Below are 22,398 nucleotides of genomic sequence, written 5' to 3' on the forward strand. Positions count from 1 at the left end.
TGAAGTTCTTCCCCTAGTGTGGCGACGCTACCGGGACGCACGGACGAAACCGCACGACCGCAGGCATGGCCACGGGAAGGCATGGGCGCGTTGTGGATCGCGCCTTCAGGTCCATCTCCAAGACCACGTCGCCGGTTTTGCTCTGATTGTTTTTGATCTGGTAACCGGTGTCATCGTGTTACTGTAGCGTGGCTATCGGTGTCAACAACATTGCCACTATGTGGGAGATGGATCGGTTATGAACCTTTTTGCCCTTTTTTCCGCCACTGTCGCAGCTGCCGCACAGCCTGGCGCATCGCCGCCGGCAACAGGCCGCCCGCCCCTCGTGATCGACGAGAAACAGGTGATGCGCGACGAGCCCCCGCCCCACGGCGCGATCGGCATGAGCACCGCCTATCGCATCAGCGATCAGGCCCCCGGCCGCACGATGGAATTCCGCAAGCGCATCCTCCACGTCGGCGCCGCGATCGGCCCGCACCCGATCGAGCATGACGAGGTCTATTATGCGCTGGCGGGCGAAGGCGTGGTGCTGTCCGGCGGCCGGGAAGCCCCGCTCAAGCCGGGCGCGGCGGCCTATCTCTATCGCGGCGAAACGGTGGGCATAAGGCAGGTGGGCAAGGCGCCGCTCGCGCTGATCATTGCATACCCCCTGCCGGCGGCGGCGAAATAGGCGCCCCGCTCCCGATGAGGACTTCCCAGCCCCTCGCCTTACACCGGGTTGGTATCAGGACGAGATGGCGGCAGATTCCCCCCTCGTTTGAAAGCATCTAGCACCGGACGGATCCGCTCCCACTCGCCCTCGTAAATCGCGAGCAACTGCCTGCTTTTCCCCATAGCACTCTGGAAATCCTCGATCGTCGACACACCAAGTCGGCAGCCAGGCAGAATAGCTTTCAAACCAGTAATCAATGCAAGCTTCGCCTCGTCTCGCATATCAATTGCATCCGTCTCGCTCCAGCCGCAGCGATAGTTAAGAATGGTGGTTATCATCGCGCCGTGGCTATTCGCGCGATGGACGGATGGAGGGTGCGATCCGCGATCGAGGCAGCCGGGAACGTCAAACTCTGAATAATCACTCGTGAAGAGATCGAAGATTCCCGCCGTCATGTAAGCCCCGGTAATCGACTGCCGTATGTCATCCAGCATTCCCGGACCGTCGAGATGCCACTTGGCTAGCCCCCGGACAATTTCGACACGTGGCATCAGAAACAGCTTCAGTATCTGATGGGTAGCACCGGCGTCTGCATCCCACTCGATCGTCTGAAAGGTCAGCCCGCTCGAGCTGGAGCTTCTCTCAATATAGCGCTGCAGACCGTATTCCTCAGCGATGAAATCGGTGTGCCCGTGCCAGATGTGCGTGAATTCATGCAAAAAGGTATGAAGAACGGAGCCTATGGCAAGATGATTGGCAAGCGCCTCTCGTACGCCGCATTCCAGTGCTCCGTCTTGCCAAAGGCGATAGTCTTCCGGCGGCATGGAGACTGAGGCCGGAAAGGACCGTGGTGTGCAATCGGCAGCGCTACCGATCTCGGGCATAACCATAGGATGCGACAGTAGGGCACGCCAGATACATATCATCAGCGCTGGAACGCCGGTCGTCAGAGCGATAACATCGGTGTCATCAATCGTGGTGGCCCAGCCGTTAAAGCTCGGATCATCAATGAAACCGATCTCGAGACGCATCGGCAATCCCGCTCGTTTACCAATGAGGACAGATCCGGAGACTTGCGAGAGGCACTGCTGAAGCAGTCGTTCGTGCTCCACGGAGGCTGGAAGGGGCGTGTCGCCGAAAGCATCGCACGCTTCCCGGAACTTGCTCGTCTTGCTTACCGGCGTCATTCTGAACCTCAGCTCGAGTCCTCAGTTGCCACCGGAAGAGATAGATTGCCTCGCTGCGCTCGCAATACGAGCTCGGAGAATGGCTGCCCCCACCAGACGCAGCAACACTCGAAATCAGAAATCTCGTTCTTCTCCGCGTCTCCGCGCCTCTGCGTGAACCTCTCCTTGTCCCTGCTGCCCGCCGAGGAGGGCAGCAAAGCCGCCACGCCCTAAGTCCCCGGCTGGATATACGGCACGCGCGCGAACAGCTCCCGCTGCCACTTGCGCGGATCATTCTGCACGCGGGAGACCACGTCGAAGATCATCGTCGCCCGCGTCGCCAGGTCGTAGCGTGGCCACGCCGCCAGTCCCGCATGATTGGGGTCGCCCGTCTTGGCGAACGCGACGAAGCTCTCCTGCATCGCTTTGCTCGCCGCGCGCGCATCGGCACCCGTGCCGGTCTGCGATCCCGCCGCATCGATCGTGCCGAACACCAAAGGAATATCCATCGTGTGGAAGGCCCCCCGCCGTGGATCGGTGCGCGACGAGAAATCCACCTGATACACCCAGCCCGGCGCCCCGGCCGTCGCCCGCGCCTCCGCCTCGATCACCTGCCCGCGCCAGCTGCGCCCGGCGGTCGTCGCGCCGTAGAACACGTCCGTCGGCGTCCAGTCCGGAAACTGCTTCCGATATTCCGCCACCACCCATTCGGGCAGGATATCGATGCGCAGTTCGGGCGCCATCCGCGCCGCCACATTGTCCCAGTTCAGGCCCTGCACCTTGGGCGAATCCGGGCTGATGAAGGCACGCGTCTCGTCATGCACGTTGCCCAGCATCATCGGCACGCGCAGCCCCTGCGGGTTGGCATCGGGCCAGAAGGGATGGCGCACCAGCCACTTCATATCCAGCACTGGCCCGAAATAGACCCCGCCGCCCAGCACCGGATCGGTCGCGGACAGCGCCTCGACCAGCGTCTCCACCGGCATGTCCAGCAGCGCGCCGAGATCGCTTTCCTTCACGCCCAGCTTCGCCAGATAGGCCCGCGCCCGCGCGGTCGCGTTCATCGGGCCTGAGGCGGTCACCTGCTGCCCGCTCATCGTCGCCGCGCGGTGGAACAGGCCATCGGCGGCGGGCATGCCCATCATCGTCGCGATCTTGGCGCCCCCGCCCGACTGGCCGAACACCATCACGCGCCCCGGATCGCCGCCGAACGCCGCGATATGGTCGCGCACCCATTGCAAAGCGAGGATCAGGTCCAGCTGCCCCGCATTGCCGCTGTCGGCAAAGCGCGGGTCCAGCCGCGCCAGATACAGATAGCCCAGCGCATTGAGCCGGTGATTGACCGTCACGACCACCACGTCGCCCCGCGCCGCCAGCCTGTGCCCGTCATTCAGCGGGTCGGTGACGCTGCCGTTCGAATAGGCCCCGCCGTGAATGTAGAGCATCACCGGCTTCTTCGCCGCCGGATGGGGCTCGGCGGTCCAGACGTTCAGGAACAGGCAGTCCTCGGACTGCGGCTGATATTGCCTGTCCCCCTGCGGACAGACCGGCCCGAAGGCCTGTGCCGCGATCCTCTTGCCGGGCTCGGCCACCGCCACCGGCGCGCGGAAGCGCTCGGCCCGGCCATAGCGTATCCCGCGAAACGCGGTGACGCCCTGCTCGCGCGTTCCCACGAACTCGCCCGCCTTCGTGCGGACGCGATCGGCCGACCCCGCCGCGTGCGCGATCGCGGGCAACAAAGCCGCCCCGGCGCCGGCCATCACGGACCGGCGCGTCCAGCCCTCAGCGGCGGACATCCAGCCCACCCGCGAGGAAGGCATCGATGTCGGCCTGGCGGAACAGGGCGGCATCGCCGGGCAGCGAATGCTTGAGCGCGGTCAGCGCGAGGCCGGTCTGCGCGGCCTGGGCGATATCGCCGCCCTGGCGCAGCGCGTGCAGCACGCCGGAGGCGAAGGCGTCGCCGCCACCGATCCGGTCGACGATGCCCGCCAGGATGATCTCCTCGGTCTGGGCATGGCCCTCGCGCCCGTCGATCCGCGCGGAGAGGCGGTTCTGGTCGGCCGTATCCACGTGCCGCGCGGTCGAGGCGATCATCTGCAGCTTGGGGAAGGCCGCGAACGCGGCATCCGCCGCCGACTGCCGCCGATCCTCGCCATCGCCGCCGAAATCCTTCTGCAGCAGCAGGGCGATGTCGCGATGATTGCCGAACAATATGTCGGCCTTGGAGACCAGCTCCATCAGGATTTCGCGCGGGTTCGAATCCCAGCGCTCCCACAGCTTCGCGCGATAATTGCCGTCGAACGAGATCGGCACGCCGCGCGCCACCGCCGCCTCGGCCGCGCGGATCGCCGCCTTGGCGGGCACCGGCCCGAGCGCGGGCGTGATGCCGGACAGGTGCAGCCGGTCAACGCCGTTCAGCAGAGTCTCCCAGTCCCACGCCTCGGCCGGCGCCTCGGCGAAGGACGAACCCGCGCGATCATAGATCACTTCCGTGGCGCGCATCCCCGCGCCCGACGTGACCATGTAGAGGCCCATACGGTCGCCGCCATAGTGGACGGCGCTGGTATCGACGCCGTGGCCCCGCAGCGTGGAGACGGCGGCGCGGCCCAGATCATTGTCGGGCACGCGGCTCACGAAGCCCACGTCATGCCCCAGCCGCCCCAGCGCGGTGACGACATTCGCCTCGGCGCCCGCCAGCCACACGTCGAGCTTCGGCGTCTGCATCAGCATCTCGCGCCCCGGAGGCGAGAGGCGCCACATCATTTCACCGAATGCGAGAAACCTGCCCATTCACGTCTCCATGCCCCCGTCTGGTTCGAGCGAAGATCGAGCGTGTCGAGAAGGTTCTCGACGGACGCTTCTCGGCAAGCTCGAAGCTGCTCGAACCGAACGGCGGGATATTATCGCCCCGCTTCCCGTTCGTCCTGAGCCTGTCGAAGGACGGGCTGCGGGCGCTGGCCCTTGCAACCCGTGCTTCGACGTCGCTCGGCACGAACGGGTATCTTTGGTCGTCTTGCCCGGGCTCAGCGCCCCATCCAGCCGCCGTCGACGGTCAGGATATGGCCCTGCACATAGTCCGACGCCGGCGCCGACAGGAACACGGCCGCGCCGCCGATGTCGGACGCCGCACCCCAGCGCCCGGCCGGAATCCGCTCCAGGATCTGGCGGTTGCGCGTCTCGTCGGCGCGCAGCGCCTCGGTGTTGTTCGTCTCGATATAGCCCGGCGCGATGCCGTTCACCGTGACGCCCTTCGAGGCCCACTCGTTGGCGAGCAGCTTGGTCAGCCCCGCCACGCCCGATTTGGACGAGGTGTAGCTCGGCACGCGGATGCCGCCCTGGAAGCTCAGGAGCGAGGCGATGTTGACGATCTTGCCATAGCCCTGCGCGATCATGTGCTTGCCCGCCGCCTGGCAGAGGAAGAACACGGACTTCAGGTTGGTGTCCATCACCGCATCCCAGTCGGCCTCGGTGAAGTCCACCGAATCCGCGCGGCGGATGATGCCGGCATTGTTGATCAGGATGTGGAGCCCGCCGAGCTTCTCGACCGCCTCGTCCACCACGCGCTGGACCGGCTCGATCGAGGAGAGGTCGGCCGAGATGATCTCGGCCTTCCGTCCCAGAGCGCGTGCCTTCTCCACCGTTTCCGTGGCCGGCGTGCGGCCGACGGCGGCGATGTCGGCGCCGGCTTCCGCCAGCGCCAGCGCGATCGCCTGGCCGATGCCGGTGTTGGCGCCGGTCACGACCGCCACCTTGCCGGAAAGATCGAAGATGTTCGCCATGTCGCTCTGCGCCCCGCTTACTGGAGCTGGCAGATGTCGAGGACGTTCATGTCCGTATAATCGACATTCTCGCCCGCCATCGCCCAGATGAAGGCGTAGGACTTGGTGCCCGAGCCCATGTGGATCGACCAGGGCGGCGAGATCACGGCTTCCTCGTTCTGCATCACGATGTGGCGGGTGGCTTCGCCCTCGCCCATGAAGTGCATCACGCGATCCTTGTCGAGATTGTCCAGCTCGAAGTAGAAATAGATCTCGCTGCGGCGCTCGTGGATGTGCGGCGGCATCGTGTTCCAGACCGAGCCTTCCTTCAGCACGGTGATGCCCATCACCAGCTGCGCGCTGTCGCAGATGCCGGGGATGACGACCTGATAGATGGTGCGCTCGTTCGATTCGGCGAGGCTGCCGCGCTCCAGCGCGTTGGCGTCGGCGATCGAGAGCTTGCGCGTCGTGAACGCCTTATGCGCCGGGCACGAGGCGAGGTAGAAACGCGCGCCGTCGCCGGAGAACAGAACTTCCTTGGCGCCCATCGTCACATACAGGCTGTCCTTGTTGCCGAGGTCGAACACCTCGCCGTCCACGGTGACCTTGCCCGCGACCTTGCCGACATTGGTGATCGCCAGTTCGCGGCGCTCCAGGAACGGGTGGCCCGCGGCCGAGGCCGGCTCGGTCTGGTCGGGCAGCTTCACGGTGCCGGTGGCGACGGCGACGCCGCCGATCACGAAGCGCTCGGCATGCGTGTAGTTCAGCACGACTTCGCCGTCACGGAACAGGTCCTGGATCAGGTAGCGATCGCGCAGTTCCTCGTTGGAGACGCACTCCATCATGTCGGGGTGCGTGCCGTAATAGGTCTTCTCGAACATTGTGATCTCCGGAACAGGAGTTTGAAGGTCAGGCCGCGCGGGCGGCGGAATCGGGAGCGTCGATGCGGTAAGCGCGGCGGACGAGGCCGTTGGTCAGCTCTTTGGCCAGCTCAACCGCCTCCCAATCCTCGATCCGATGCTCGGCGACAAGCCTTGCCAGGAAAGAACAGTCGATGCGGCGCGCCACGTCGTGCCGGGCCGGGATCGAGAGGAAGGCGCGCGTATCGTCGTTGAAGCCGACGGTGTTGTAGAAGCCCGCCGTCTCGGTCGTCATCTCGCGGAAGCGGCGCATGCCCTCGGGCGAATCGTGGAACCACCAGGACGGGCCCAGCTTCAGGCACGGATAATGGCCCGCCAGCGGCGCCAGCTCGCGCGCATAGACGCTCTCGTCCAGCGTGAAGAGGATGATCGACAGGTCGGTGTTCGTGCCGAAGCGATCCAGCAGCGGCTTCAGCGCGCGCACATATTCGGTGCGGCTGGGGATGTCGGCGCCCTTGTCGCGGCCGTGGCTCGCGAACAGGCCCGCATTGTGGTTGCGAAAGGCGCCGGGGTGGATCTGCATCACCATGCCGTCGTCGGCGGACATCGCCGCCATCTCGGTCAGCATCTGCGCGCGGAACAGCTCGGCATCGTCCGCCGTCCACTCGCCCTTCGTCACCTTGGCGAACAGGGCCTCGGCCTCGGCCGTCGAGAGGTTGGCGGTCAGCGCGGTGGGGTGGCCATGGTCGGTCGCGGTCGCGCCGGCGGCACGGAAATCGGCGCGACGCTTGCGGTGCGCGGCGAGATAGCCCTGCCAGCTATACACATCCTCGCCGGTCACCTCGGCGAAGGTCGCCATCGAGGCGCCGAAATTCTCATGCTCGACATCGATCACCGCATCGGGGCGATAGGTGGTGACGACGCGCCCGCCCCAGCCGGAACGGTGGATGCGATGATGCGCCGAGAGATCGTCCTGCGGCCCCTCCGTGGTCGCGAGGAAATCGATGCGGAAGCGATCGAACAAAGCGCGTGGGCGGAACGCCTCGCTGGCGAGCTTCTCGTTGATCCCGTCGAAATAGAGGTCCGCGGTCGACGCCTCCAGCGCCACCTCGAAGCCGAACACCTCGCCGAACACATGGTCCAGCCACATGCGCGAGGGCGTCCCCCGGAACAGATGATAGTTGCTCGCGAACAGGCGCCACGCGGCGCGCTTGTCCACGGCGGGCATGCCGCCGCGATGCGGAATGCCGAGATCGTCGAGCGCGATCCCCTGGCTGTAGAGCATGCGATAGACATAATGGTCGGGCGCCAGCAGCAGCGACTGCGCGTCCGTCCAATTCTCATTCTCCGAAAACCAGGTCGGATCGGTGTGGCCGTGCGGGCTCACGATCGGCAGGCCCGACACCTCCGCATAGAGGGTGCGCGCGATGCCCCGCATCGTGGGGTCGCTCGGGAAAAGGCGGTCCGGATGAAGTTCCAGTCGCCGTGCCATCATGATCCTCCTGAGCCTGTTTTTAAGGCGTTGCGCTGGTAACCGGTGTCAGATGGGGACGCAACGTCTGTCGCGTTTCAGGACGGTGAAAGCCGTGGATTGCGGGATGGCCGGTGCCCCGTCCCCCGCTCTTCATCCCAACCGTCATCCCGTATCCCAAACGTCATCCCGGACTTGATCCGGGATCCCGCTTCTTCCTTCCTGGCCCCCGGGCACGAAGGCAGCGGGACTCCGGGCCAAGCCCGGGGTGACGAAGAAGTGCAACAGGCCCTTGGGGGAGCGCCGCACGGACTCCCCTCCCTGCAAGGGAGGGGTTGGGGGTGGGTGGAGAGAAGGAACAACCGACGCTCCGAACGAAGCAGCCGCCCACGCACCAACAAAAGTCAGCAAAGCGCCCGAAAGCGCCCGGCAGATAGCGACCCACCCCCGGCCCCTCCCTTCCAGGGAGGTGAGATTTACCCCCTCGGCGGCGCCACAGACCCCCTCTTCACCAGCGTCGACAGGAACAGCGAGGGTTCCTCCACCGCGTCCGGATCGTCCTCCAGCCCGGCCACCAGCTTCAGCGCCGCAGACCGTCCCATCGAGACGATCGGCCAGCGCACCGTCGTCAGCGGCGGCCAGACGTGCGCGGCCACAGGCGTATCGTCGAAGCCGATGATCGAGAGGTCGTCCGGTATCTCCAGCCCGCGCCGCCGCGCCGCATGCATCACGCCCGCCGCCATCGTGTCGCTGGAGGAGAAGATCGCGGTCGGGCGCGGCGTCAGTTCCAGCAGTCGCTCCGCCGCCACCAGCCCGGATTCGAACGTATAATCGCCCTCCGCGATCAGGCTGCGCTGGAGCGGAATGCCCGCCTCGCGCAACGCATCCTCGAAGCCCGTCCGCCGCTCCTTGGCGGAGCGGAAGCCGGTCGGCCCCGCCACCAGCCCGATCCGCCGATGCCCCTGCTCGATCAGGTAAGATACCGCGTTCCGCACGCCCTCGCGATCGTTGGACGCCACCATCCGCGAATCCACGTCCAGCGTGACGGAGCCCATGCGGACGTAGCGGCACCCGATCTCGTCGCAGAGCCGCGCGATCGAATCATTCTCGCTGATCGGCGGCATCAGCAGCACGCCGAACAGGCGCTGCCGCTCCAGAAAGTGCCGCAGATCGCTCAACATGCTCTGCGCCCCGCGATTGAGCGGACGCACGACCAGCTCGAATTCGGTGCCCTGCAGCCCTTCCAGCATCCCGCGCTGCACGTTCATCACGGTCTGCGCGTTCGGATTGTCGTGGACCAGGCCGATCAGGTAATTGCGCCGCAGCGCCAGCGCCCGCGCCTGCGGATTCGGGATATAGCCGATCTCGGCGATCACCTTCTCCACCCGCTGGCGCGTCTCTCCGTTCAGCAGCGGCGAATTGTTGATGACCCGGCTGACCGTCTTCTTGGAAACGCCCGCGATCCGCGCCACGTCATTGATCGTCGGTTGACCCGTTTTCTGCATTCGTGTGCCCTTTAGCGACGCGCCGAAGCCCGTCAGCCTTGCGGAAACAAGCCCCCGATCGTAATTGACACCGGTTGCCGCACACAAGACCTGTCTGAAAAGACACGCATCATAGAAAGGCTTGCCCAGCGTGCCCGAAGCGATCCGGATCCATCCGGCGGACGATGTCGCCACCATGCTGGCCGATGCCGCAGCAGGCGAAACCATCACCTTTCAAGGCGGAGAGCTGACCGCGCTCCAGCCGATTCCGCGCGGCCACAAGATCGCGCTGCGCCCGATCGCGGAGGGTGAGGCCGTCCGCAAGTTCGGCGCGCCGATCGGCCATGCCACCACCGCGATCGCACCGGGCGAGCATGTCCATTCGCACAATCTGCACACCTCGCTCAGCGGCACGCTGGATTATCGGTTCGAGGCGGGCGCCCCGCCCCCGCCCGAGCCCACCGGCGAACAGGGTTTCCTCGGTTATCGTCGCGCGGATGGCCGCGTCGGCACGCGCAACGAGATCTGGGTGCTGCCCACCGTCGGCTGCGTCGCGCGCACCGCGCAGCGCATCGCGGACAAGTCCGCCGCGCTCGCAGAAGGCCGGATCGACGGCGTCCACGCCTTCACCCACCCGTTCGGCTGCTCGCAGCTGGGGGACGATCTCGCCGGCACGCGCCATCTGCTCGCCAGCCTCGCCTGCCACCCCAATGCGGGTGGCGTGCTGATCGTCGGCCTGGGCTGCGAGGAGAATCAGATCAGCCAGCTGCTGGCCGACATTCCCGAGGAGCGCCGCGCGCTGATCCGCACCGTCACCTCGCAATTCGCCGAGGATGAAACGGCGGACGGCATCGCCGCCGTCGCCGAGCTGATCGAGATCGCCGCGCAGGCCAAGCGCGAGCGGGTCGGCCTCGAAGCGCTCGTGCTGGGCGTGAAGTGCGGCGGGTCGGACGGTCTGTCGGGCCTCACCGCCAATCCGCTCGTCGGCCGCATGAGCGATCGTGTGGCGGACGCCGGCGGCAGCGTAATCCTAACGGAAATCCCCGAAATCTTCGGTGCCGAGCATCTGCTGATGCAGCGCGCCGTCGGCGCCGAGCAGTTCGATCGCATCGGTGAACTCGTCAATCGCTTCAAGCAGGGTTTCCTCGATGCGGGCGAGCCCGTCTCCGAGAATCCGTCGCCCGGCAATGTCGCGGGTGGCATCACCACGCTGGAGGAGAAGTCCCTCGGCGCGGTGCAGAAGGGCGGCCACGCCACCGTCGTCGACGTGATCGATTATGGCGCGCGCATCAGCCGCCACGGCCTCACGTTGCTGGAGGCGCCGGGCAACGATGCCGTCTCCTCCACCGCGCTGGCGGCGGCGGGCGCGACCGTGATCCTGTTCACCACCGGGCGCGGCACGCCGCTCGGTTTCCCCGTCCCCACCGTGAAGGTCGCGTCGAACAGTGCGCTTGCCGCGCGCAAGCCCGGCTGGATCGATTTCGATGCGGGCGCGGTGCTGGAACAGGGCTTCCCTCCCGTGGAGGAGAAGATGCTCGATCATATCCGGGACATCGCCTCGGGCGCGGAAACCAAGGCCGAACGCAACGGCGAGCGCGAAATCGCCATCTGGAAGAGGGGCGTTACTCTGTGAATCGACTGTCCATCGGCCATCTGGCCGATCTGCCGCCTGCCATCACCACCCCGCGCCACGCTCTGCCCACGAAGACCGGCATCGTCCATTTCGGCCCCGGCGCGTTCCACCGCGCGCATCAGGCGTCCTATGTCGATACGGTGCTGGATCAGGATCCCCGCTGGGGCATCGCTGCAGTCTCGCTCCGCACCCGCGGCACGATCGCGGCGCTGGAGGAGCAGGGCGGCGCCTATACGATCGGCATCCGCGATGCCGAGCCCGGCTGGCGCGTGATCGCCGCGCACAACCGCTTCCTCGCCGCCGATGATTCCGCCGAGACGCTGGCCCTGCTCGCCTCGCCCGACGTCGGCCTCGTCAGCTCGACCGTCACCGAGAAGGGCTATTGCCTCGCGCCGGACGGCACGCTGGATGCGAACCATCCCGATATCGTCCACGATCTGGCGGGCGCCACGCCGCGCAGCCTGATCGGCTGGATCGTCGCTGGCCTCGCCGCGCGCCGCGATGCCGCCCTCGCCCCGTTCGTGCCGATGCCGTGCGACAATCTCGCCAATAACGGCGCGAAGCTGAAGGCGGCCCTGGTTGCCTTCGCCCGGCTGCGCGATGCCGAACTCGCGCGCTGGATCGAGGGCGAGGTGCGCGTCCCCGCCACGATGGTCGATTCGATCACGCCCGCCTCCGACGCGCCCTTCTTCGCCATGGCCGAGGCCGCGCTCGGCGTGCGCGACGATGCCGCCGTCCAGCGCGAGAGCTTCGTCCAGTGGGTGATCGAGGATATCGGCCGCCCGCTCGGCCCCGATCTCGGCGCGGCCGGCGCCACGATTACCAGCGATGTCGCGGGCTATGAGAATGCCAAGCTCCGCCTGCTCAACGGCCCCCACTCCACGCTCGCTTATGCGGGCCTGCTGCGTGGCCATGCCAGCGTGGCCGAGGCGATGGGCGATCCGGAACTGGCCGCCTTCGTCGAGGCGATGATGCGGCAGGAGATCGCCGCCGTCCTGCGCCAGGTGCCCGGCCTCGATCTCGGCGGCTACATCAGCGCCGTCCTCGCGCGCTTCCGCAATCCGGCGATCGTCCACAAGCTGGAGCAGATCGCGATGGATGGCTCGCAGAAGCTGCCCTACCGCCTCGTCGATACGCTGATCGAGGCGCGCAAGCGCGGCATGCTGCCGGAGCGGATCTGCACCGCGCTCGGCTGCTGGATCGCCTTCGCGATGCAGCGCGCGCGCGCCGGCACCACGATCGTCGATCCGCTCGGCACGGCCATTGCGGCCGCCGCATCCGACGGCGACGGCGCCACCGTCCTCGCCCGCCTCACCGGCCAGGGCATCCTGCTCCCGCCGGAAATGGCCGCCGACAGCGCCGTCACCGGAGCGATCGCGACGGCCGCCGACGCCGCCTTCGCGGGGCTCTGGGGCAGCTTCTCCACCCTCGGCTGAGGCTTGTTTGACGATGCGCCTCACGGCGCATGGCGGCACCGGCCCGCTCCGGTGCCGCCTCGAAATGCGATCTTCCTCGCATTTCGCCAACAGGATCCCGGAAAACCGCGCTTCCACACCGTTCTGGCGCCCGGTGTCATCTCTCACGCTTGTCAATGACACCGGTTTCCACTAGTCGATCGGCCATCCCATAAGCGGAGGGGAAGCGAAGTTGACGTCCCAGATCGCCGGCCAGAATCTCGATCATATCGCCCAGTCGTTCGTGGCGGCGCGCCGCTCGCGCTCGGCCCTGCTCGCCTTTCCGGGTGAGATCCCGGCGGACCTGAGCCAGGCCTATGACGTGCAGGATCGCGCGATCGCGCTCTATGCGGGCGATATCGGCGGCTGGAAGGTCGGCCGCATCAATCCGGCGATGGACGGGATCGAGCGCCTCGCCGGCCCGATCTTCCGCGACAGCATCGTCGAGGGCACGAACGCGCCCAGCGCCATGCCCGTCTTCGGTGACGGTTTCGCCGCCGCCGAGGCCGAATTCCTCCTCCGCATCGGCACCGCGCCCGATCCCGCCAAGACGAGCTACACGATCGCCGAGGCCGCCGATCTGCTCGATGCCGTCCATATCGGCATCGAGATCGCCAGCTCGCCCTTTGTCGGCATCAACGAGCATGGCCCGATCGTCACCATCTCCGATTTCGGCAACAATAACGGCCTGGTCATCGGCGCCGCGATCGACAATTGGCGCGACATCGATCTGAACGCCTGGCTGGTCGAGCTGGACATCAACGGCCAGCCCATCGGCAGCAAGACCGCCGCCTCGATGCTGGACGGCCCGATCGGCGCCGCCGCTTTCCTCTTCGGATTGATGGCCAAACGTGGCATCCCGCTCACGCCCGGACAGTGGATCTCCAGCGGTGCCGTCACCGGCGTCCATCAGGTCGCGGTCGGGGATGCGGTCGAGGCGCGGTTCGACGGACGGCTGGTCAGCCGCTGCACGATCACCGCCCTGTAAAAAGCGGCACGAAAAGAGAAAAAGGGAGAGAAGACCGATGGCAACCGAAACAGCGCCGGAGGTCATCGCTGCCGCCGAACGGGTGGGCAAATATCGCTGGGTGATCTGCGGTCTGCTGTTCGCGGCGACCGCGATCAACTATGTCGATCGCCAGATGATCGGCCTTTTGAAGCCGACCATCTCGGCCGATCTCGGCTGGTCCGAGACGACCTATGCGGATGTCGTCTTCTGGTTTCAGGCGGCTTACTCGATCGGCTATCTCAGCTTCGGCAAGATCGTCGACATGGTCGGCGCGCGCATCGGCTATACGGTCGCCTTCCTGATCTGGACCGCCGGGCACACGCTTTGCGGCTTCGTCGGCAACGCGTTCCAGTTCTCGCTCGCCCGCGCGCTGCTCGGCCTGGGCGAATCGGGCAATTTCCCGGCCGGGATCAAGGCCGTGACCGAATGGTTTCCCGCCAAGGAGCGCGCGCTCGCCACCGGCACCTTCAATGCCGGCGCCAATGTCGGCGCGATCATCGCGCCGATCGTCGTGCCCCTGCTCACGATCGCCTATGGCTGGCGGATGGCGTTCATCGTCACCGGCGCGTTCAGCCTGATCTGGCTCGTCGCGTGGATCGCCATCTATCGCCGCCCGCGCGAAGTGAAGTCGCTCACGCCCGGCGAACTCGCCCATATCGAGAGCGATCCCGCCGATCCCGCCGAGAAGATCGGCTGGCTCAAGCTGCTGGGCTATCGGGAAACCTGGGCCTATGCGCTCGGCAAGTTCCTGATCGATCCCATCTGGTGGCTGTTCCTGTTCTGGACGCCGGACTTCCTCGGCAAGACCTATCATCTCGATCTGATGAGCTTCGGCCCGCCGCTGGTCGCCATCTATCTGATCTCGGATCTCGGCAGCGTCGCCGGCGGCTTCACCTCGTCGCGCATGATGAAGGCCGGGCTTTCCGCCAATATGGCCCGCAAGCTGACGATGCTGGTCTGCGCGTTCCTCGTGATGCCGATCTTCTTCGTCCAATATGCGGGCAGCCTGTGGCCCGCCGTCGCGATCCTCGGCCTCGCCACCGCCGCGCATCAGGCTTTCTCGGCCAATCTCTACACGATCCCGTCGGACATGTTCCCGCGCGCCGCCGTGGGCTCGGTGATCGGCATCGGCGGCATGGTCGGCGGCATCGGCGGCATGCTGATGGCCAAGTTCACCGGCTACATCCTGCAGACGACCGGCAGCTACACGCCGATTTTCGCGGTGGCGGGCAGCGTCTATGTGCTGGCCGTGCTGGTCGTCCACCTGCTCTCGCCCCGTCTGGCGCGCATCGACCAGATCTGAGTGGGCAGCGCGTCCGCCCGTCCAAGAGCCTCCGTGCTCCTGCGAAAGCAGGAGCCCAGAGCTTCGAACACATCGCTTGCAGCTCTGGGCTCCTGCTTTCGCAGGAGCACGAAACAGCTCGCACACACCCCAATTTAGCAACCGGGACGCAGAACGCCCGGCATCCATCGGAGAGACTGGCCAAGTGATCGATCGTGCCTCGTCGCTGTTCCGCATCGGCATCTTCTCGCTGAGCCTCGCCGGGCTGGCGGCTCCCGTGGCCGCCGCGCCTTCCGCCGCCTCCGCACAGGCGCCCGATCCCACCGGCCTTCTCTTCCGCCTCTCCGCCGACAAGGATCTGGTCGCGGATGTCGCCACCGGCGAGGCGCAGCCCAATTTCCTCAGCGGCGTCACGATCACGCCCGATGGCGCGATCGGCGGCGCGGTGCGCTGGCCGGACGAGGGCTATGTCGCGTGGAAGGCGCCGGGCAACATGCAGGCCCAGCGCGGCACGCTCTCCTTCTTCTGGCGCGCGCGCCAGCCGGTGGGCGAGGCGCCGTTCGTGCTGTTCCGCACCGGCTTCGCCGATCACACCAGCTGGGACATGGCGTTCCTCCGCATCGACTGGAACGGCCACGGCTTCGACGCCTTCGTCACCGACGCGAACCTGTCCCGCGTCCGCGTCTCGTGGACAATCCCCACGCCCCCCACGCCCGAGGCATGGCATCACCTCGCCTTCGCGTGGGACGAGACGGTCGGCGTCCGCCTGTTCTGGGATGGCAAGGAGGTCGCCTCGAAGCTCCAGAAGGCCGATCTCGATAGCGGGCTCGATCAGTTCGGCCTCGCCGCGCGCATCGTCTCGCCGCATCAGGTGCAGAGCCGCTACAGCTTCATGCGCGGCAGCGATTTCGACGAGATCCGCGTCTATGATCGCATGCTCGCCGGCGCCGATGTCGCGGCGCTGGCCGCCAAGGGCGACCCCGCCCCCGCTCCCGCCCCCTCGGACACCGCCGCCCGCCAGCAGGCGTGGCTCCATCGCTACGGCTGGGACAAGGCCTCGCCGCCCGTCCTGGGCGACGCCGTCACGCGCGTCCGCAAGGTGGAGTTCGCGGACGCGAAGGATCTGAAGGAATGGATGTGGAAGGGCGTCGACGGCATTCCGGAGACGACCTGGCCCGGCGTCTATAACCGCTCCCGCCTGCCCGGCCGCGACGATTATTTCGAGCTGCCGGACTGGAACGTCTATGTCGAGGGCGGCAAGGCCTACAATCTCACCGTGCCGGCCGGCGAGAGCTTCAACCGGATCGAGATACGCGGCGCGGCCTATGGCGATCTCGGCTGGTCGGCGGACGGCAAAAGCTATGCGAGCCTCGCGAAGCGCCCACAGGGCGTCGTCCGCTCCGTCACCGATCTGTCCGATCGCAAGGGCGGCAAGCTGCGCTTCACGAACGTGATGCAGGAACAGCCGATACAGGAGATCTGGGCCTATGACGTGGCGAAAGGCGCCGAGCCCGAAGGCACGTTCAAGCTCAGCTACAAGATCGATGCCGCCGCCTCGCCCGATCTGGCGATCCTCTCCGATCTGAACGCCTTCATCGCCGGCCGCACCGCGCCGGACGAGCGCAGCACCGTCGTCGCCATGCCCGTCGGCGGCGCGCGCGCGGCGGTGGGCGCGGGTGATGCCAGCGCCGCCGGCACCGCCGTCCGCGCCAAGGGCCTCTCCCCCATCGTCCATATCCTGATCCCCGCCGGCTTCGGCGAAGCGCCTCCGGGCCGCCCGTTCGCGCGCGCCTGGGCCTATGGCTGGCAGAATATCCATGACGGGCTCGACGGCATCGCCATCGACATTCCCGCGCTGAAGCTGAAGCCCCGCCCCGATGGCCTGATCCCGCTCAACATCAAGGTGAAGGATCCGATCTGGCCGGGCCGCGACATGATCGATCTGTCGGTCTCGGTCCGCCCGAACGAGAAGCGCACGCTCTGGCTCGATCTGCGCGATCGCATCCTCTCGAACGACAGCCTCTATCTGACGATCGCCTCCGCCGCTCCGGACTTCGACGCGCAGGCGCTCGACGGCGCCGCGATCCGCTTGGTCTTCAAGGACCGGGCCGAGGCGATGAAGGAGCATGTCGCCGACCGGCTCCATCAGGTGAAGGACAATTGGGCGTTCCTGGTCGAGGAACATACCACCTCGAAGCGCGCGGGCCTCTATGCGCGCGTCTATGCGGACACCACCGATCTGCTCCGCGTCGATCCCGACAATGTCGAAGGTCGGGCCTATTGGGCGGACATCAATTACACGCCGGCCAATCTGCCCCCCGTCACTTTGCCCGCCATCCCGGCCGGCGTCCCGGCCTGGGCCGCGCGCCAGTTGCAGGATCTCGCCGCCACGCGCCGCTTCGTCGACTGGTGGATCGACGAGCGGCAGGTGCCCTATGGCGATTTCGGCGGCGGCATTTCCGACGATAACGATCTCACCCAGCAATGGCCGGGCCTCGCTCTGATGGGAGTCCAGCCGGACAAGATCAACGCGTCGCTGCGCGCGCTCACCGAGGCCGCCTATCGCAACGGCATGCACACGAACGGCCTCGGCACGATCGAGACGGACGAGCTGCACGTCTATGAGGAAGCGCTCAACGCCGATGCCGAGCGCCTCTATCTGAACTGGGGTGAGCCCGTCGCTCTGGAGCGGCTGATGGCCACCGCCAAGGCGCTGCACCGCGTCGCGCTGGTGAATTCGGCGGGCCACCTCCACTTCGCCAGCAGCTGGTATGGCGGCCGCAAGATCTACCGGGACGATCCGTGGGCGTGGCAGAAGCCTTATGGCTTCCTGATCCTCCACGCGCCCGTTCTGCTCGGCCTCTACAATGCCAATCCGGATGCGCGCGGCCTCGTCACCGGGCTGATGGATGGCTGGATCGCGCACGGCAAGCAGTCCGCCGACGGCACGTGGTCCTTCCCGAACGAGATCAACTGGTATTCGGACAAGGAGCGCGTGGGCGACGGCGGCGGCGCCACCACCCCGCTCCAGCCCGCCTGGGCCGCGTGGCGCTATACCGGCGACGCGAAGTATCTCCGCCCCTTCTACGGCCGCATCGCCAAGAGCGGCCCGACCGGCCTCGCCGAGTTCAACGAGAATGCGTTCGATATCCTGCCCGAAGGCCCCTCGTGGCGGAAGGCGCTGGCGGGCAAGAAGGGCCCGGACGGCTTCTCTCGCTACGCGGCGTGGGCGCAGACCGGCGATCTGTCCCAGCTCGCCGCGCTCCACGAGGACAGCCTGCGCGACAAGCTCCAGCATCTCGACATGTACACGAACGGCCATTGGTGGTCCGATCGCGTCGACAGCCCGACCGACATTCTCCAGCGCGAGCGTCTTGGCGGCGTGGCGCTGCGGCGCGGCCTGATCTGGCCCGGAAATGCGGTCAGCTGGCGCTTCGCCGATCCGGCGGCGGCCGAGCAGGTCGCGATCCTGATGCCGGGCGCCACGCCCGATCGTCTGCGCGTGATCGCCTATAACAGCAGCGCCACGCCCCAGAAGGCGGTGATGACGGGCGGGAACGTCACGGCCGGCCAATGGAGCCTGAAGAGCGCCACCAGCACCGACGAGGGCAAGACGCTGAGCGGGTCCGGCTCCGACCGTCACGTGACGCTGGAGCGCGGCGCGGGCGTGGATCTCGTCTTCGCGCCGAACACCACCAGCGTCTTCGATCTCGCGCTGGAGACGCCGACCACGCCGGTCGCCGACCGCCCCGATCTCGGCATCGGCACGGACGATGTGGCGGTGAAGGGCCGCACGGTGACGGTCACGGTCCACAGCCTCGGTTCGCACGACGCCGTGGGCGGCAAGGCCGAGCTGGTCGGCGCGGACGGCAAGGTGCTGGCCAGCGCCGCCATCCCCACCCTCGCCGCCCCGCTGGACTTGTCACCCAAGACCGCCATCGTCCGGGTGACGCTCCCCTCCGGCGTCACGCCGAATACGGTCCGTGTGCGCCTCTCCCTGCCGCACAATGCGCCGGAAGTTACCCATAATAACAACGAGATACCGCTCCGGTGACGCCCACCCGCCGACAAATCCTGATAGGCCTTTCCGCCGTCACCTGCGCCACCCGCCTCCCCGCCGCTCCCGCGGCCGAGGCGGACCTCAAGGCGGCGCTGGATGCGGCAGCGGCGGAGAAGGACCCCGCCAAGGCCCTCGCCCTCCTCCGCCCCCTCTCCGCCAGGGGCCTACCCCGCGCGAAGCAGCTCGATCTCGAGTCCGCCCGCGCCGGCCTCGCCATCGATGTCGCGCTGGCCGACGCCAGACCCGAGGCCCGCTACGCCCTCCAGCTCAAGCGCGCGATCGGCAGCGACATCGAACCCGCCTCGGCGCAGGTCCGCCTCGAAGCCGAGCTGAAGCGCCTCCTCGCCCGCGCCGACGCCCTCTTCCAAAAGCTGGGCGACACCTCCGGCAATATCGGCGCGCGCTACACCCGCCTCTGGCGAGACGAGCGCTACCTCTACGCCGACGACGATGCCGGCCGCGCCCGCGCCGTCGCGGACATGAACGCCACGCTGGTCGGCATGCGCGATCGCCTCCCCCTCGCCTTCGATCGTCTCCCGCCCTGGTGCGGCAATGTCTCGGTCCGCTCGCTGAACGCGGCCGAGCTGGCGGCGGGCAAGAACGGCTATCGCATCCCGCCCACCGCCGATCAGCCCGGCTTCTACATCGTCGATCTCCGCGAGATCCGCCGCCGCCCGAGCTGGACGCTGCCCAGCGTCGTCGCGCACGAATTGCTGCCCGGCCATATGGTGCAGCTGCCCTGCGCCGCGCTCGCCGATCCGCATCCCCTCCGCCAGCGCTACACGATCAATTATCCCGAGGGCTGGGCCATCTATGCCGAGCAGCTCGCGAATGCGGAGGGCGCCTTCGCCGCCGATCCGCGCGCCGAGCTGGGCCACCTCCACTGGCTGCTGTTCCGCGTCGGCCGCGCGCTCTGCGACATCGGCCTCCACAAGGATGGCTGGTCGATCGAGGCCGCCCGCGCGAAGCTCGTCGCGTGGCAGGGCGAACCCGCTTACTTCGCCTTGTTCGATCCTGATCTGGCCCGCAGCGCGAAGGAGCCCGCCGGCTGGGCCTCCCACGCTTTGATCTGGCTCGCCATCGCGGATCACGCCCCGAAGTCCGGACCCGCCGCGCTCAGGCGCTACCACACGCCCCTGCTCGTCGACGGCCCGCTGCGGACGGAGCAGATCGCGACGAAAGTTTAAAACATCCCCGTTCGGTTCGAGCAGCGTCGAGCTTGCCGAGAAGCGACCGTCGAGAACTTCTCGACTGCGTTCTCGACAAGCTCGAACTTCGCTCGAAGCCAACGGGTGGATAAATTGGTAAGGTGGTAAGATGATCCAGCGCATCGGCCATATCAACATCAAGACGCCGGCCTTCGAGGAGACGTGCGCCTTCTACGAAGCCCTGTTCGATCTCGCCCGCGTCCCCGCGCTGACGATGGCCGATCAGGAGCGCAACGCCTGGCTCGCCACCGCCGACGGCCACGCGGTGATCCACGTCAACACCGCCACAGACGACGCGCCCACGTCAGCCTCCCCCGCCCGCCTCGATCATATCGCATTCGAGTGCCGCGACGTCGCCGCGATGCGCGCGCGGCTGGACAAGCTGGGCGTGCTTTATGCCCACGCCGTCTCCCGCGTGCCGACGCTGGAGCAGATCTTCTTCACCGACCTGAACGGCATCAAGATCGAGCTGACCTTCGATACGTCGGCCGCGCCCTGAATCCCGTTCGTCCTGAGCGAAGTCGAAGGACGGGCTTCAGGCGGTATCGCTCGCAGCACGTGCTTCGACTTCAGCCCAAAGGGCTGAAGTTTATCCTGAGCGCCTGCCTTGGCAGGCAGTCGAAGGGCTCAGCACGAACGGAGTAGGTGTAGCGAGGAGCAGCCCTCACCCTTCCTTCAGCAACGCCTCGGTCTTGCCCACGGCGGGCGGGGTGCCGACATCGAACCACAGGCCCTGATGAACGACGCCGTAGAGCCGCCCCGCCGCGATCGCGCGATCGAACAGCAGGTTCATCGAGAAGGATCCCTCCGGCACATTCTCGAACAGCCGCTTCGAGACGATCTGCACGCCGGTATAGACGAACGGCGCCACCCGGCCCGGCTTGCGGCGCGACAGGCGGCCGACCGCGTCCATGTGGAAATCGCCCGGCCCGCCATGGCAATTGGCGCGCGCCAGCGGCACCACCAGCAGCAGGCAATCCATCTCGGCATCGTCCCAGCGATCGCCGAGCAGGCGGATCGCGTCGATCGGACCGTCCACCCACAGATTGTCGCTGTTCACGACGAGGAAGCGGTCATCCTCCAGCAGCGGCAGCGCCTTGGCGATGCCCCCGCCCGTCTCCAGCAATTCGCCGCGCTCGTCGGAGAAGAGGATGTCGATCCCCTTCTGGCGCTTCAGATGCCCTTCCAGCGCGTCGGCCAGATAGTGGAGATTGACCACGGCGCGCTCCACGCCCGCCGCGCGCAGCCGATCCAGCGCATGTTCGATCAGCGGCTTGCCCGCCACCTCGACCATCGGCTTCGGCCGCATCGCGGTGAGCGGACGCATCCGTTTGCCGAGCCCGGCCGCGAGCAGCATCGCGGTGCGCAGCGGCGGCAGCTTGGGCTTCGGGCGCAGCGCCAGCAGCTTGCGGCTCATGCCTGAAATCCTTCCCAAAACACGGCGCGCTTCTCGGCGGGCACGGCGGCATCGAACCACGCCTTCACCGGCGCCAGCGCGGGATGGGCCAGATCGCGCTCCAGATAGTCCCAGACGCGCGGCTGGAACGAGAGATAGCGCGGCTTGCCGTCGCGCTTCCACAGCCGCGTGAAGATGCCGAGGATCTTCGTGTTCCGCTGCGCGCCCAGCAGCGCATAGGCCGCGCCATCGACCGGACCGTAATGCGCGAGCATCGCCGCCTCCAGCGCGGGCGGCACGTCGCGCCGCGCATCCTGCAGCAGCGAGACGAGATCATAGGCCGGATGGCCCGCCAGCGCGTCCTGGAAATCGAGCAGGCCGAGGCTGCCGTTCCGCAGCAGCATGATATTCTCGGCATGATAATCGCGCAGCACCGTCACGCCGCGATCGCCCGCGATCGGCGCCAGCGCCTCGGCCCAGGCGGCATCATAGCCCGCCGGCACGTCCAGCCCGACGGCGGGCATGTACCATTCCGGAAACAGCCCCGCCTCGCGCTGATAGACGGTCATGTCATAGGGCGGCAGGTCGCCCGCCGGATGGCGATGCAGATCGCGCAGCAGATCGACCGCGGCCGTGTAGATCGGCGTCTCGCGCGCCGGATCGGCGGCGATCACCTCGGCCATGCGGTCGTCGCCGAAATCCTCGAGCAGGATCAGCCCCTCGGCCAGATCGCGCGCGATCACCCTAGGCGCGGCGAAGCCGAGAGCATGGAGATGATCGGCCACCTGCAGGAACGGGCGGCTGTCCTCATGCTGCGGCGGCGCATCCATCAGCACCCCCGTCGTGCCGCCGCGCACCACACGGAAATAGCGGCGGAACGAGGCATCGCCGGCCAGCGGCAGGATCTGCGCGCCATCCCAGCCATGGGTGTTCAGAAAGGCGGGCGCTGCCGCCGGCGGAGTCAT

17 protein-coding genes are annotated in these 22,398 nt (G+C 67.1%); 8 read left to right on the forward strand and 9 right to left on the reverse strand.

Translation table 11 applies throughout. From position 1 onward, the window contains the following. Nucleotides 1–238: 238 nt before the first annotated feature. Nucleotides 239–670 (forward strand): cupin domain-containing protein, encoded by a 432-nt coding sequence (locus HL653_RS20195; RefSeq protein WP_171746095.1) that lies wholly within the window; start codon nt 239–241, stop codon nt 668–670. A gap of 38 nt (nt 671–708) precedes the next feature. Here HL653_RS20195 and HL653_RS20200 read toward each other — a convergent pair whose 3' ends face one another. The 7 genes from HL653_RS20200 to HL653_RS20230 all read right to left on the reverse strand — a co-directional run bounded on the left by HL653_RS20200 (nt 709) and on the right by HL653_RS20230 (nt 9,412). Then, nucleotides 709–1,683, reverse strand: coding sequence for a hypothetical protein (locus tag HL653_RS20200; protein ID WP_171746096.1), 975 nt, complete (start codon nt 1,681–1,683; stop codon nt 709–711). Between the two features lie 365 nt (nt 1,684–2,048). Next, entirely contained in the window at nt 2,049–3,614 is a 1,566-nt protein-coding gene (locus HL653_RS20205) for a carboxylesterase/lipase family protein (protein ID WP_171746097.1), read from the reverse strand. Then, nucleotides 3,601–4,608: a sugar kinase gene (locus HL653_RS20210; RefSeq protein WP_171746098.1), complete on the reverse strand. Its 1,008-nt coding sequence runs from the start codon at nt 4,606–4,608 to the stop codon at nt 3,601–3,603. The genes HL653_RS20205 and HL653_RS20210 overlap by 14 nt, the downstream gene beginning before the upstream one ends. A gap of 233 nt (nt 4,609–4,841) precedes the next feature. Continuing rightward, nucleotides 4,842–5,597 (reverse strand): 2-dehydro-3-deoxy-D-gluconate 5-dehydrogenase KduD, encoded by a 756-nt coding sequence (kduD, locus tag HL653_RS20215; RefSeq protein WP_171746099.1) that lies wholly within the window; start codon nt 5,595–5,597, stop codon nt 4,842–4,844. 17 nt (nt 5,598–5,614) lie between these two features. Then, nucleotides 5,615–6,457, reverse strand: coding sequence for a 5-dehydro-4-deoxy-D-glucuronate isomerase (gene kduI / locus HL653_RS20220; protein ID WP_171746100.1), 843 nt, complete (start codon nt 6,455–6,457; stop codon nt 5,615–5,617). A gap of 28 nt (nt 6,458–6,485) precedes the next feature. Beyond that, nucleotides 6,486–7,928, reverse strand: a complete 1,443-nt coding sequence (gene uxaC / locus HL653_RS20225) for a glucuronate isomerase (protein WP_171747149.1) — start codon at nt 7,926–7,928, stop codon at nt 6,486–6,488. A gap of 455 nt (nt 7,929–8,383) precedes the next feature. Beyond that, a complete protein-coding gene (locus HL653_RS20230; protein WP_171746101.1) occupies nt 8,384–9,412 on the reverse strand; it encodes a LacI family DNA-binding transcriptional regulator in 1,029 nt (342 codons plus the stop codon). A 175-nt stretch (nt 9,413–9,587) separates the two neighbouring features. Between HL653_RS20230 and HL653_RS20235 the strand changes: the two genes are divergently transcribed. The 7 genes from HL653_RS20235 (at nt 9,588) to HL653_RS20265 (ending at nt 20,536) form a co-directional block, all read left to right on the forward strand. Continuing rightward, entirely contained in the window at nt 9,588–11,024 is a 1,437-nt protein-coding gene (locus HL653_RS20235; RefSeq protein ID WP_171747150.1) for a UxaA family hydrolase, read from the forward strand. Beyond that, entirely contained in the window at nt 11,021–12,460 is a 1,440-nt protein-coding gene (locus HL653_RS20240; RefSeq protein WP_253717174.1) for a mannitol dehydrogenase family protein, read from the forward strand. Before HL653_RS20235 ends, HL653_RS20240 begins: the two co-directional genes overlap by 4 nt. 211 nt (nt 12,461–12,671) lie before the next feature. After that, on the forward strand, nt 12,672–13,466 hold the full coding sequence (locus tag HL653_RS20245; RefSeq protein ID WP_253717190.1) for a 2-keto-4-pentenoate hydratase: 795 nt from the start codon (nt 12,672–12,674) through the stop codon (nt 13,464–13,466). 37 nt (nt 13,467–13,503) lie between these two features. Next, nucleotides 13,504–14,790, forward strand: a complete 1,287-nt coding sequence (locus tag HL653_RS20250; RefSeq protein ID WP_171746102.1) for an MFS transporter — start codon at nt 13,504–13,506, stop codon at nt 14,788–14,790. A 184-nt stretch (nt 14,791–14,974) separates the two neighbouring features. Beyond that, nucleotides 14,975–18,823 carry a LamG domain-containing protein gene (locus tag HL653_RS20255; protein WP_253717192.1) on the forward strand — a complete coding sequence of 1,283 codons (3,849 nt, stop codon included), beginning with the start codon at nt 14,975–14,977 and terminating at the stop codon, nt 18,821–18,823. Next, nucleotides 18,820–20,016 carry a DUF885 family protein gene (locus tag HL653_RS20260; protein WP_171746104.1) on the forward strand — a complete coding sequence of 399 codons (1,197 nt, stop codon included), beginning with the start codon at nt 18,820–18,822 and terminating at the stop codon, nt 20,014–20,016. Before HL653_RS20255 ends, HL653_RS20260 begins: the two co-directional genes overlap by 4 nt. A gap of 130 nt (nt 20,017–20,146) precedes the next feature. Then, entirely contained in the window at nt 20,147–20,536 is a 390-nt protein-coding gene (locus HL653_RS20265; RefSeq protein ID WP_171746105.1) for a VOC family protein, read from the forward strand. A 165-nt stretch (nt 20,537–20,701) separates the two neighbouring features. Here HL653_RS20265 and HL653_RS20270 read toward each other — a convergent pair whose 3' ends face one another. Further along, nucleotides 20,702–21,454 carry a nucleotidyltransferase family protein gene (locus HL653_RS20270; RefSeq protein ID WP_171746106.1) on the reverse strand — a complete coding sequence of 251 codons (753 nt, stop codon included), beginning with the start codon at nt 21,452–21,454 and terminating at the stop codon, nt 20,702–20,704. Beyond that, the gene (locus HL653_RS20275; RefSeq protein ID WP_171747153.1) at nt 21,451–22,398 is read right to left on the reverse strand and encodes an aminoglycoside phosphotransferase family protein; all 948 of its coding nucleotides are present in this window, start codon (nt 22,396–22,398) and stop codon (nt 21,451–21,453) included. The genes HL653_RS20270 and HL653_RS20275 overlap by 4 nt, the downstream gene beginning before the upstream one ends.

The sequence above is a fragment of the Sphingomonas sp. AP4-R1 genome (genome assembly GCF_013113735.1).
Lineage (GTDB): Bacteria > Pseudomonadota > Alphaproteobacteria > Sphingomonadales > Sphingomonadaceae > Sphingomonas_I.

What these genes read in the sequence shown, in the direction of transcription:
- HL653_RS20195 (WP_171746095.1), top strand. Translation starts at nt 239, where the DNA reads ATGAACCTTTTTGCCCTTTTTTCCGCCACTGTCGCAGCTGCCGCACAG.
- HL653_RS20200 (WP_171746096.1), bottom strand. Translation starts at nt 1,683, where the DNA reads ATGCGTCTCGAGATCGGTTTCATTGATGATCCGAGCTTTAACGGCTGG.
- HL653_RS20205 (WP_171746097.1), bottom strand. Translation starts at nt 3,614, where the DNA reads ATGTCCGCCGCTGAGGGCTGGACGCGCCGGTCCGTGATGGCCGGCGCC.
- HL653_RS20210 (WP_171746098.1), bottom strand. Translation starts at nt 4,608, where the DNA reads ATGGGCAGGTTTCTCGCATTCGGTGAAATGATGTGGCGCCTCTCGCCT.
- kduD (WP_171746099.1), bottom strand. Translation starts at nt 5,597, where the DNA reads ATGGCGAACATCTTCGATCTTTCCGGCAAGGTGGCGGTCGTGACCGGC.
- kduI (WP_171746100.1), bottom strand. Translation starts at nt 6,457, where the DNA reads ATGTTCGAGAAGACCTATTACGGCACGCACCCCGACATGATGGAGTGC.
- uxaC (WP_171747149.1), bottom strand. Translation starts at nt 7,928, where the DNA reads ATGGCACGGCGACTGGAACTTCATCCGGACCGCCTTTTCCCGAGCGAC.
- HL653_RS20230 (WP_171746101.1), bottom strand. Translation starts at nt 9,412, where the DNA reads ATGCAGAAAACGGGTCAACCGACGATCAATGACGTGGCGCGGATCGCG.
- HL653_RS20235 (WP_171747150.1), top strand. Translation starts at nt 9,588, where the DNA reads ATGCTGGCCGATGCCGCAGCAGGCGAAACCATCACCTTTCAAGGCGGA.
- HL653_RS20250 (WP_171746102.1), top strand. Translation starts at nt 13,504, where the DNA reads ATGGCAACCGAAACAGCGCCGGAGGTCATCGCTGCCGCCGAACGGGTG.
- HL653_RS20265 (WP_171746105.1), top strand. Translation starts at nt 20,147, where the DNA reads ATGATCCAGCGCATCGGCCATATCAACATCAAGACGCCGGCCTTCGAG.
- HL653_RS20270 (WP_171746106.1), bottom strand. Translation starts at nt 21,454, where the DNA reads ATGAGCCGCAAGCTGCTGGCGCTGCGCCCGAAGCCCAAGCTGCCGCCG.
- HL653_RS20275 (WP_171747153.1), bottom strand. Translation starts at nt 22,398, where the DNA reads ATGACTCCGCCGGCGGCAGCGCCCGCCTTTCTGAACACCCATGGCTGG.